This window comes from Arthrobacter sp. C152 (assembly GCF_054890965.1).
Map to the genome: position 1 here is coordinate 197,883 of NZ_JBTZSU010000001.1, position 11,193 is coordinate 209,075.

At 70.3% G+C, this 11,193-nt stretch carries 7 protein-coding genes; all 7 read left to right on the forward strand.

The genetic code is table 11. From position 1 onward, the window contains the following. Positions 1–4: 4 nt before the first annotated feature. Genes ACYSM9_RS00815 through ACYSM9_RS00845 form a run of 7 tightly spaced genes read left to right on the forward strand, consistent with a single transcriptional unit; the run spans position 5 to position 11,156 of the window. Positions 5–976 carry an AAA family ATPase gene (locus ACYSM9_RS00815; protein WP_461855079.1) on the forward strand — a complete coding sequence of 324 codons (972 nt, stop codon included), beginning with the start codon at positions 5–7 and terminating at the stop codon, positions 974–976. Positions 977–1,034: 58 nt separating this feature from the next. Further along, entirely contained in the window at positions 1,035–2,378 is a 1,344-nt protein-coding gene (locus ACYSM9_RS00820) for a DUF58 domain-containing protein (protein ID WP_461855080.1), read from the forward strand. After that, positions 2,375–4,981: a transglutaminase-like domain-containing protein gene (locus ACYSM9_RS00825; protein ID WP_461855081.1), complete on the forward strand. Its 2,607-nt coding sequence runs from the start codon at positions 2,375–2,377 to the stop codon at positions 4,979–4,981. Before ACYSM9_RS00820 ends, ACYSM9_RS00825 begins: the two co-directional genes overlap by 4 nt. Further along, positions 4,978–6,588 carry an RDD family protein gene (locus tag ACYSM9_RS00830; RefSeq protein WP_461855082.1) on the forward strand — a complete coding sequence of 537 codons (1,611 nt, stop codon included), beginning with the start codon at positions 4,978–4,980 and terminating at the stop codon, positions 6,586–6,588. Before ACYSM9_RS00825 ends, ACYSM9_RS00830 begins: the two co-directional genes overlap by 4 nt. Then, positions 6,585–7,517 (forward strand): PP2C family protein-serine/threonine phosphatase, encoded by a 933-nt coding sequence (locus tag ACYSM9_RS00835; RefSeq protein WP_461855083.1) that lies wholly within the window; start codon positions 6,585–6,587, stop codon positions 7,515–7,517. The genes ACYSM9_RS00830 and ACYSM9_RS00835 overlap by 4 nt, the downstream gene beginning before the upstream one ends. Beyond that, positions 7,504–9,456 (forward strand): FHA domain-containing protein, encoded by a 1,953-nt coding sequence (locus ACYSM9_RS00840; protein ID WP_461855084.1) that lies wholly within the window; start codon positions 7,504–7,506, stop codon positions 9,454–9,456. The genes ACYSM9_RS00835 and ACYSM9_RS00840 overlap by 14 nt, the downstream gene beginning before the upstream one ends. Beyond that, the gene (locus tag ACYSM9_RS00845; protein ID WP_461855085.1) at positions 9,453–11,156 is read left to right on the forward strand and encodes a serine/threonine-protein kinase; all 1,704 of its coding nucleotides are present in this window, start codon (positions 9,453–9,455) and stop codon (positions 11,154–11,156) included. The genes ACYSM9_RS00840 and ACYSM9_RS00845 overlap by 4 nt, the downstream gene beginning before the upstream one ends. Positions 11,157–11,193 lie beyond the last annotated feature (37 nt).

An 11,193-nucleotide genomic window follows, 5' to 3' on the forward strand; every position in this document is an offset into this window, starting at 1 on the left:
CTCCATGACCATGACCATCGAGCAGGCCGAGTGGTTTGCCGACACGTTCGAAAAGCTCGTTGCCAACGTCGGGCAGGCGGTGCTGGGCAAGGAGCACGTCATCCGGCTGACCTTCACGGCCATGCTGGCCGAGGGCCACGTCCTGTTCGAGGACGCCCCGGGCACGGGAAAGACTTCCCTGGCCCGTGCACTGGCCGCCACCGTGCAGGGGTCCAACAACCGCATCCAGTTCACCCCTGACCTGCTGCCCTCCGACGTGACCGGTGTGACCATCTACGACCAGAAGACGCAGAAGTTCGAGTTCCACAAGGGCCCGATCTTCAACAACATCGTCCTCGCCGACGAAATCAACCGCGCTTCGCCCAAGACCCAGTCCGCGCTGCTGGAGGTCATGGAAGAGTCCCGCGTCACCGTGGACGGTGTCACGTACTCCGCCGGCCGGCCGTTCATGGTCATGGCCACCCAGAACCCCATCGAGCAGGCCGGCACCTACCGCCTCCCCGAAGCCCAGCTGGACCGCTTCCTGATCAAGACCTCCATTGGGTACCCGGACCACGCCTCCACCGTCCGGCTGCTGGGCGGGTCCAACCTGAAGGACCGCTCCAAGGAACTGTCCGCCGTCATCACCACACAGGCGGTTGCCGACATGGCCGACCTCGCCGCAACGGCGCACGTGGACACTGCCGTGCTGGAGTACATTTCCCGGCTGTGCGAGGAGACCCGGAACGCGCCGGAGACCCGGCTCGGCGTCTCCGTCCGCGGCGCGCTGGCCATGGTGCGCGCCGCCAAGGTCTGGGCAGCGTCGCAGGGACGGAACTTCGTCCTGCCGGACGACATCAAGGAACTGGCCCCGGTGGTATGGACGCACCGGTTCGTCATGGACCCCGAGGCCGAATTCTCCGGCGCCACCGCCGAAGCGGTCCTGACCAGGATCCTGGCCGACGTCGCCGCCCCGACGCAGCGCACCAACGCCTGAGCGACGCACGGCCCGCACCTGCACCCTCCATTCCAGCGCAACAACGAAGGCACACCCTATGTCCGACGGCACGTCCAGCGGCGCCCCGCTGACCCGGCTCGCGGAGCGACTCCAGCAACCCTTCCACCGGAACGGCCGCCCCACCCGCCTGCACCCTGCGGCGGTGTGGGCCGAGGCCAGCAACACCGCCGCCCTTGCCCTGACGCCTGCATGGCGCGCCGTCCGGCACGCCTGGCTCAGGTACGCCTGGCCGGTGGTGTCCGTGGTCAGCATCCTGGGTTGGTCGGTCCTGGCCGCCGCCATCCTGCTGTGGGCAACCGGGCAGGCCTTCGGGTGGCAGGAAGCCAAGGCCGCAGCCATCGCCGCCTTCGCCATGTTCATCATCGCGGTGGCCTTCATCCTCGGACGTTCGTCCTATGGGGTAGTGCTGGACCTCGCCCGGACCCGCGTGGCGGTGGGGGACAGCGCCGTCGGCAGCATCGCCGTCTCCAATACCTCGGCCCGGCCGCTGCTGCCCGCAGCCCTGGAACTGCCGGTGGGCAGCACCACCGCCGTCTTCCACCTGCCGCGGATGAAGCCCGCCCAGGTCCACGAGGACCTGTTCACCATCCCCACCGCCCGGCGCGCCGTCATCGTCGTGGGGCCGGTCCGCTCCGTCCGCGCCGACCCCCTGCACCTGCTGCGCCGCCAGGTCCTCTGGACGGAACCGGAAGACCTCTTCGTGCACCCCCGCACCGTTGCCCTGGCAGGATCGGCGGCAGGCTTCATCCGCGACCTCGAAGGCATGCCCACCACGGAGCTTTCCAGCGCCGACGTCTCGTTCCACGCCCTGCGCGACTACGTGCCGGGCGATGACCGCAGGCACATCCACTGGAAGACGACGGCCCGCACCAACAAGCTGATGGTGCGCCAGTTCGAGGAAACCCGCCGCGCCCACCTGGCCATCTCGCTGTCCATCAACACCGAGGAGTACGCCTCCGAGGCCGAGTTCGAGATGGCTATCTCGGTGGCCGCCTCCATCGGCCGGCAGGCCATCCGGGAACAGCGTGAACTGGACGTCCTGACCCAAAAGGGGCCGCTGCACTGCGAAACCGGGCGCAACATGCTCGACGACATGACCAGGATCGTCGGGGCACCCATGCGCCGCACCGCCGTCGACCTTGCCCGGACCCTGGCCGACACCGTCCCCAACGCCTCCGTGGTGTTCTTCGTGGTGGGCAGCAACGTCACTGCCACCCAGCTCCGCTCCGCGGCAGCCTCCGTCCTGCCCGGCGTGCGCAGCCTGGCGGTCCGGGTGGAAGCCGGTGCAGCACCCACCCGCGCCAACATCGCCGACCTGACAGTCCTCACGCTCGGTGACTTGAGCGACCTCGCCATCGTGCTGAGAAAGGCGGCCGCATGAGCACCGCACCGGGCACTTCCCCGCATCTGCAGCCCGTGCGGACCCGAACACGCCGCAAGGCAACCACCAGGGACTCCGCGTTCGCCGACGGGCAGCCATTGTGGCATTTCCTGCTCGACGCCGGGGCCCTGGTCATCCTCCTCGGGCTCGGCCTGCTCGGCTTCGGCCTGAGCTTCGGCGGGGACCCGTACTACCTGCTCTCCGGCTTCGGCGGCATCATCCTCGGCCTGGCGATCGGCGCTGCCAACGCCCACCTGCGCCTGGGACTGCTGATCACCACGGCCCTGGCCCTTGGCGCCTACCTGGTCCTGGGCACCTGGCTGGCTGTCCCGGACGCGGCCATCGCCGGCTTCGTGCCCAGCCTGGAATCCCTGCGGACCCTGCTCCTGGGCATCGTGTTCGCCTGGAAGGACATGCTCACCGTGGGAGTCCCGGTGGGAACCGCGGGCGGCGTGCTCATCGTTCCGTTCCTGAGCTGCCTGGTGACCGCGCTGGTCGCTGCGGTCCTCACATGGCGTGCCAGGAGCCCCTACCTGCCGCTGCTGCCGGTCCTGGTGTTGTTCGTCACCGGGATCGCCTTCAGCACGAACGCAGCCTTCCTGACCCTTGAACGGGGGGTCGGCCTGACCGTCCTGGGCATCGCCTGGGCCACGTTCCGGCGCGACGTGCTGCGCCGGAACAACACCCGGCGGGTGTCGGTGAACACCCCGCAGACCGATTCCGCCGCCGCCCGGCGCGCCCGGATCCGGCGGTTGGGCATGGCCGCTGGAGTGATCGCCGTGAGCGTCGGCGTCACCGCGGTGGCGGCCCCGCTGGTCAGCGCCGGCGACGAACGGAGAGTCCTCCGCAACGTGGTGGTCCCGCCGTTCGACCCGAAGGACTACATCACGCCGCTGGCCAGCTTCCGGACCTACGTCAAGGACAAGAAGGACGACACCTTGTTCGTCGTCAAGGGCCTGCCCAGGGACGGCAGGGTGCGGCTCGGCGCCCTGGACGCCTTTAACGGCACCAACTACAACATGGACCCCAACGGTTCCGGCAACTTCAGCAAGGTGGGGGACGCCAAGTCCATCAACACCCTCGCGGATGCCTCCGGCGTGGTCCCGACCAACGACTACTCCATCAGCATCAGCATCGAGGACTACCAGGGCTACTTCGTGCCGGGCGGCCGCAAGACCACCGGCATCAGCTTCGACCAGGGCGGCTCCGCCGCGGCCGCCGGCCTCTACTTCAACCCGGGCACTGACACCGCCGTGACCACCAACGGGCTCGCCCGCGGCGATGCCTACAGCGTCCAGGTGTCCGATCCCGTCAAACTCGAACACGGCCAGCTGACGCAGTACGACTTCGCGAAGGTTTCCCTGCCGGATCCCCAGGAAGTGCCGCCGGTGGTCGGCTCGCAGGCCAATGACCTGTCCGCTGATGCGCCGACGGCGATCGACCGGGTCCGCCAGATCGAGGCGCACTTCCAGAAGACCGGCGCTTTCAGCAACGGGCTGGTGAGCGAGGGGCAGCTGCCCAGCGTCTCCGGCCACGGAGCCGCCCGGATCAGGAACCTGCTGACCGCCAAGCAGATGCTCGGCGACGACGAGCAGTACGCCGTCGCCATGTCCCTGATGCTCCGGCACCTGGGCATCCCGTCCCGTGTGGTGATGGGTTTCTACCCGGAACCGACCAGCCCCGAAAACGGCGCCGGCGAAGTGAAGATCACCGGAAAGGATGTCCACGCGTGGGTGGAGGTCGCCTTCGAGCGGGTGGGCTGGGTCAGTTTCGATCCGACGCCGCCGAAGGACAACATCCCCATCCCGCCGGATCCCGAGAACAAATCCAAGCCCAAACCGCAGGTGCTGCAGCCGCCGCCCCCGCCGCAGGAGCCGGCCGACCTGCCGCCGGACTCCTCGCCGGACGCGCTGGACGCGGACCAGAAGAAGAACAACCCCTGGCTGTTCTGGGGCGCCCTCCTGGGTGCGCTGGGCGTCGTCGCGATTCCGCTTGCGATCCTGGCCCTGCCGCTGCTGCTGATCGCCCTGTTGAAGACACGACGCCGGAAATCGCGTTTCAGCGACGGCAACCCGGCCCAGCGCGTGGGCGGGGGATGGAGCGAGGTGGTGAGCCTGGCAACGGACCTGGGTGCCGCCGTCGACACCCGTTCGACGCGGCGCGAAAGCGCGGCGGTCCTCGCCGAGGCTTTCCCGGCCAGCCAGGGCACCACCACCCTGCTGGCCCGGCGGGCCGATGCCTCGATCTTCGGTGCCGGCCAGCCCAGCGAAGAGGAGGTCCGCGAGTACTGGACCATCGTGGACGGGTCCCTGAAGGAAATGACCGCCACCATGGGCTTCTGGCGCCGCCAGCAGGCGAGGTTCTCGCCGCGGTCGCTGCTGGCCGATGCCCGCACGGCCATGGCCTCCGGCGACGGCCTCAAGCTGCGCGGCGGCCGTGTGGCGATCCCGACGCTGCCTGGCTTCCTTGCCGCCCGCCGTCGTCGTGCCGCCGGCAGTTCGGTCCCCCCGGGGACGGGCCCGCAGGAACCAGGCACGCCCGGAGTGAACCAGCAGGGACCTGACCAGCAGGGACCGTTGGAGCAAGGACCCGGCCAGCAGTGACGTCCGACGCCGAACGCTGCCCGCGCTGCCACCAGCAGGTCCGCGCGGGTGCCACCTTCTGCACTGCCTGCGGCGCGCCGCTGCCCAACCGGGCGGCGCGCCGGCCGCGCACTCCCGGCCCGGGCGCCAATGGCAGCCTTGACGCCGCCCAGGGCGGGGGCGCCGCGCACGCGCCGGGGATTCCCGGTACTATCCCGGTAGTGGAAAGGCCCCCGGCGGTTCAGCCGGCGGGCATCGCATATACGGGCACCGCGCCTGCAGGCACCGGGCCGGGCAGGCCCGGCGGATCCACCACGGTGGAAGCCGCTCCAGGGGGAGGAACGGGAATGGCAGTGAACCTTCAGCTTGTTCCGGCTACGGCGGGCAAGCGCCTTGGAGCTGCCGTCATTGACTGGCTGCCCGCCGTGGCCGTCCTGGTGGTGACGTTCGCCATCGGCTTCGCCGGGATCACCCGCACGCGCAGCGGCGGTTTCATCGTGTACGACACCTCCTCCCTGGTGCTCTTCGGGGGAATCGGGCTCGGCCTGACCCTTGTGTACCTTTTCGTGCTGCTGGGACTGGAAGCACGCACCGGCAAGACGCCGGGCAACCTGCTGATGGGGATCCGCAGCGCCGACCGGGACGGATACGCGCCCGGGGCGGGCGGCGTGTTCCTTCGTGGGCTGGTCACCGGCGCCGGCATCCTGCTGGCTTTGCTTGCCGCGGTGCTGGTCGTGCTCTTCAAGTGGTTCGACGCCGCCTTGTTCATCCTTGGCCCGCTCCTCCTCGTGGGTGCCGCCTGGGCTGTCGTCGTGGTCGTCTCCAACCGGTGGGACAGGAACGGCGGCCTGCGCGGCTGGCATGATGCCGCTGCCAAGACGCTGGTGTTCGACGTCAAAGCCGGCCGCGACCCCATCACCAGCGGCGGCATCCAGGGACCCTACAGCTTCGCGCCCATGGACCTGCCGCCTGTCCAGCAGGTGGTGTCCCCGGTGGCGGCTGCACCCCAGTCGCCCCAACCCCAGGCGGCCCGGCCCCAGGCGGCCCAGCCCCAGTCGCCGGCGCCGCAGGCGGTTTCCCGCCACATCCCCGCTCCGTCCACCACCATGCCTTCGCAGACCATGCCCTACACCAGCCCGGCGTCCTTCGCGCCTGCAGGTCCGGCTGAACAGACTCCCGCTGCACCGGCGCCTGCCGCGCAGTACCCCATCCAGGGCCACCGGGCGCCGCAGCAGCACGTTGACGACGACGTCGAGCGTACCCAGGTGCGCCCCGGCTCGGGCGGACCCGCCGCCGTCGCGGTCCTGCGGATCCGCCTGGACGACGGCCGCGACTTCCAGCTGGACCGCAGCGTCCTGGTGGGCCGCAACCCCGTGGGGCAGGCCGGCGAACAGCACGCGCAGCTGCTGGCCGTGGACGATCCCGGACGCTCAATCTCAAAGACCCACCTGCACCTGCTCACCGACGGCGCAGGAGTCTGGGTGACCGACCGGCAATCCACCAACGGCAGCGCCGTCACCACTCCCGATGGCCTGCGCACCCCCCTGGTGCCCGGCGTCCCCACGTTTGTTACCCCGGGATCCAGCGTTCACTTTGGAGACCGAACCTTTTACCTAGGACAGGCATGAACCAGCACCCCGTCAGTGTTCCCCTCACCACCGAGCCGGGCCCTGGCCTGATCCTCACCTGCGGCTACGGGACGGACCGGGGACTCCGCCGGGACTTGAACGAGGATTCCTACATCGCGTCCGATCCTGTTTTCGCGGTGGCTGACGGCATGGGCGGCCACGAGGCCGGCGAGATCGCGAGCGGCCTGTGCGTGCGTGCGCTGGCTGCCATGCCCCAACTGGCAACGGGGGAGCGGAGTATCACCGCCGCCGTCCTCCAGCAGTACCTGGTCCGCGCTGACAATTCGATCCGCGAAGCTACCGGCGCCCGCGCCGGCACCACCCTCACCGGGGCGGTCGTCGTGGAGCAGATGGGCATGCCCTACTGGCTGGTCATGAACATCGGCGACTCCCGCACCTACCGGCTCAGCCAGGGACGGTTCGAGCAGATCAGCGTGGACCATTCCGAAGTCCAGGAACTCGTGGACGCCGGTGAGATCACCGCGCAGGAGGCCACCGTCCACCCCCGCCGGCATGTGGTCACCAGGGCGCTGGGGACCGGGGATGAGACGGAAGCAGACTACTGGCTTCTTCCCGTGGAGGAAGGCGACCGGCTCCTGGTCTGTTCCGACGGGCTCACCGGGGAACTCAGCGACGACGAAATCCTCCTGATCCTTGGCACGGTGGCACAGCCCCAGGACGCAGTGGATACGCTCATCCAGGCCGCCCTGCGCAGCGGCGGCCGCGACAACGTCACCGCCATCGTGGTGGACGCCCGCAACGTGGCGAACGACGACGGTTCGGGCACCACCGCGCCCCGCTTCGGATCCGCGGACAAGGACGAGGTGACACTGCCGCGCCCGCAGGCCACGGCCGTGACGCAGCCGCTGCCTGAGCAGGACGTGGCCGGCGCCGGCGGGAACGGGGAGGCCGGCGATGACCGGCGCTAGCTACATTCCCGGCACCTGGCTGGGCGTGGTCCGTTCCCGCACTGCCGTGCTCCTGGGCCCGGGCGCGCCCGCGGAGCTGGCCGGCGCCGTCTGGGACCTGCTGGCCGGCCGCCCTGCGGTCCACGAGGTCCTCGCCGCCGTCACCAGCAGCTCGGGCGGCTCGCTCGCGCAGATCCCCCCGTTTGGCATCCTCGAATTCGACGGTCAACTCCGCGTCTTCCTGCGCGGCGACCTTGAACTGACGGTGGATTCGCCCGACGGACCGGTTGAGCTGGACGGGCGCGACGTGACCACCTGGAACGAGCGCCGCTTTCCAGCCCCGGCTGCCTGCCGTGTGGCCATGTCCGGGGCCGGGGCGCCGGGCCAACCCGAGCTGCCGCTGGGCGAAGGCGTGGTGCTGCTGCAGGCCCTGGCCCTGGCCGACCATGCAGGGCCCGCCGCCGTGGGGGCTGGCACTGCCGCAGCATCCGCCCCCACAGCTTCACCAGCGCCCGCCGCTCCACCCGCGCCGGCGGCCGGATGGGCTTTCAGTGTGCAGGACGCGGGGGAGGATTCCGACGGCGGTGCGTCCTCCGCAGCCGCAACGGCGGAGGACGCCGGCCCGCCGGGAGCTGCCGTGGATGAACCCGAACAGGATCTGCCGGGGATCACCCTCCTTCCCGAACATGGAGTGTCTGCCGAGACTGTCGTGGGCGTGCTCGACGACGACGCGGACTTCGCCGAACCACACTTTGCGGAAGCGGATCCGGGCGAAGGCGTGACCGCCGGCGCCTCGGAAACCGAAGCGGAACCCGGCGCCGATCCCGCCGGCACGCCAACGGCCGACCCTGGGACAGCAGGCGCACACCAGGAACCCGGCGGGTACATCGGTGGCACGTCCGCTCCTGTCAATGAGCAGACCACGTCGTACGACCATCTCTGGGACCGGACGGTGATGCGGAACATCGAGGATGCCGCCGTCCGCGAGGACCCCGACGCCGGCGCCGACAGCGGGGCAGGGCAACCCGTTGCCCTGCCCGCCGGCGGTCCGCTGCCTGCCCTGGAGCAGGCTGATGGCGGACAGCCTGGCGCGGAACAGGGCGCTGCGGAACAGGTGGACGGTGAGGCATCGGGGGAGCAGCCGCACGACGGGGCCGCCCCGGGACCCGTCGTCGAAGCAGGAATTCCCTCCGGTCCCGGCCCGGAAACCGGCCAGCCGTCTCCCCGTCCCGGAGCTGGGGCGCTGATCGACTCCGTACCGTGGCGTACCGGGGGAAACGCCGGCCCGGCGCCGGCTTCCTCTTCCGCCCCGTCGCCGCAGCCATCCCCGGCGGCACAGGCAACCCCGCCAGTACCGGCAACCCCGCCAGCACCGGGCCCCGGTTCCAACGCGCTGGATTTCGATCCCGACCACGACGGCCAGACCGTCATGAAGGGCAGCCTCCCGGGCATGCGGGGACAGCAGCAGACGCCCACAGCGCCGGCACCGGACGGCGCCGCAAACGGCCCCCTCGTGCTGGCCCGGGTCTGCGCACAGGGGCACCCCAACCCGCCCACCGCCGCCTCCTGCGCCTGCGGGGGCGTCCTGCTGCCCGATGCCGTCCAGGTGCCCCGGCCCCGGCTGGGACGGATGCGGCTGTCCACCGGCGAACTGCTGGATCTTGACCAGTCGATGGTCATCGGCAGGCAGCCGTCCGTGTCCCGGGTGCAGGGCGGCGTGATGCCCCGGCTGGTGCAGGTGCCCAGCCCCGGCGGCGACATCTCCAGGTCCCACGTGGAGGTGCGGCTCGAAGGCTGGCATGTGATGCTCTGCGACCTGAAGGCCACCAACGGCACCGTCCTGGTCCGCGAAGGGCAGCCGCCCCGGCGCCTGGCCCAGAACGAGATGGCCATCCTGCTCGACGGCGACATCGCCGAGCTGGGCGAGAACATCTCACTGCGTTTTGAGGAGATTCCTTGAGTTCCAAACGGCCCGTAGCGCCGCCGCCCCGCATCCCGGGGTTCACCTACATCAGCCTGCTGGGTTCCGGCGGGTTCTCCGACGTCTACCTGTACGACCAGGACAGGCCGCGCCGCAAAGTGGCCGTCAAGGTGCTCCTGTCGGACCTGAAGACCGAAGGCGCGCGCCGCCGGTTCGAGTCCGAGGCCAACCTGATGGCCCAGCTCTCCTCGCACCCGTACATCGTGACCATCTTCGAGGCCGAAGTCACCGACGACGGCCATTCCTACCTGGCCATGGAGTACTGTTCCCGGCCCAGCCTCGACGTGCGGTACCGCCGGCAGCGCTTCAGCGTCGATGAGGTCCTGGCCGTCGGGATCCAGGTGGCGTCCGCCGTCGAGACCGCCCACCGTGCCGGCATCGCCCACCGCGACATCAAGCCCGCCAACATCCTGGTGACGGACTACAACCGTCCCGCCCTCACCGACTTCGGCATCTCCGGCACCCTGGCCGGTGACGGCGAGGATGACAGCGGCATGTCCATTCCCTGGTCCCCGCCGGAACAGTTCCGCGACGGCAGCGTGGACGGGGTCATGGTGGACGTCTGGGCCCTGGGCGCCACCCTCTACACACTGCTGGCCGGCCGGTCGCCGTTCGTGATGCCCGGCGCCGACAACTCCCAGCGCGAACTGATCAACCGCATCAGCAACATGGCGCTGCCCCGGCTGGGCCGCGCGGACGTGCCGGAGTCCCTCGAACTGGCGCTGGCCACCGCCATGGCCAAATCACCGCAGTCCCGGTACTCCTCGGCGCACGCCTTCGCGCTGGCCCTGCAGCGGATCCAGGCCGAACTCAACCTTTCCGTCACCCCGTTCGAAGTCCTGGAGGAACCCCAGCAGGAGGAAAGCCACCCGGACGGTGGCACCGAGGAAACCCGGGTCCGCAGCATCGCCGCGATCGACCCCGAACGCACCGGCAGCGCCCCCACCTTCCCCGCGCGCACCCGCCCCAACGGGCCCGCCCGGGAGGTCCCGCCGTCGTACGCTGTTCGGCCTTCGAATGGCGCCCAGCCGTCGAGTGGTGCCCCGCCGGCACCCCACGCCGTCGGTGCCGAGGCAACGCACGACGGCGGCCCGCAGGAATGGGCGCATTCGACCGTCCTGCGCGGCGGCGCCGGCAGCGTCCCGGCAGCCACCCAGGCACCGGACGACGGCTATGCCGCCGACACCACCATCCACCGGCCCGCCCGGGTGGAGGAAGCTGCCGCAGAAAGCCGCCCGGACACAGACCACGGTAGGCGCAACCTCTGGCTCGCCATCGCCGGCGGCACGCTGCTGGCGCTCGCCGCCGTCGTGGGCCTGGTGGTGGCCAACGCATCCCCCGGCACGCCCAGGACCGTGGCCACCCAGCAGGCCAGCAAGCCGCCGGCCGACGCCCTGGACAACGGCACCGTGCCCGATGTGGAGGGCCTGGCAGGCGCCATCGGCAGCGACGGCAACGCATCCTTCACTTGGAAGAACCCCCAGCCCAAGGACGGCGACAGCTACAAATGGCGGGTGTACACCATCGGCGGCGGGGGAGAGTACCAGTCCATCGCGCAGCCGCCGGTGCGGGTGAAACCCAACCCCTCCGGGCAGACCTGCGTGCAGGTGATGATCGTCCGCTCGGACGGCGCGTTCTCACCCATGGAGGCCCCATCCATCGCCTGCACCGGCCCATGAGCCGGCCGCCGGCACAGCACCACCAGTACTCCGGTTT

What these genes read in the sequence shown, in the direction of transcription:
- ACYSM9_RS00815 (WP_461855079.1), top strand. Translation starts at nt 5, where the DNA reads ATGACCATGACCATCGAGCAGGCCGAGTGGTTTGCCGACACGTTCGAA.
- ACYSM9_RS00835 (WP_461855083.1), top strand. Translation starts at nt 6,585, where the DNA reads ATGAACCAGCACCCCGTCAGTGTTCCCCTCACCACCGAGCCGGGCCCT.
- ACYSM9_RS00840 (WP_461855084.1), top strand. Translation starts at nt 7,504, where the DNA reads ATGACCGGCGCTAGCTACATTCCCGGCACCTGGCTGGGCGTGGTCCGT.
- ACYSM9_RS00820 (WP_461855080.1), top strand. Translation starts at nt 1,035, where the DNA reads ATGTCCGACGGCACGTCCAGCGGCGCCCCGCTGACCCGGCTCGCGGAG.
- ACYSM9_RS00825 (WP_461855081.1), top strand. Translation starts at nt 2,375, where the DNA reads ATGAGCACCGCACCGGGCACTTCCCCGCATCTGCAGCCCGTGCGGACC.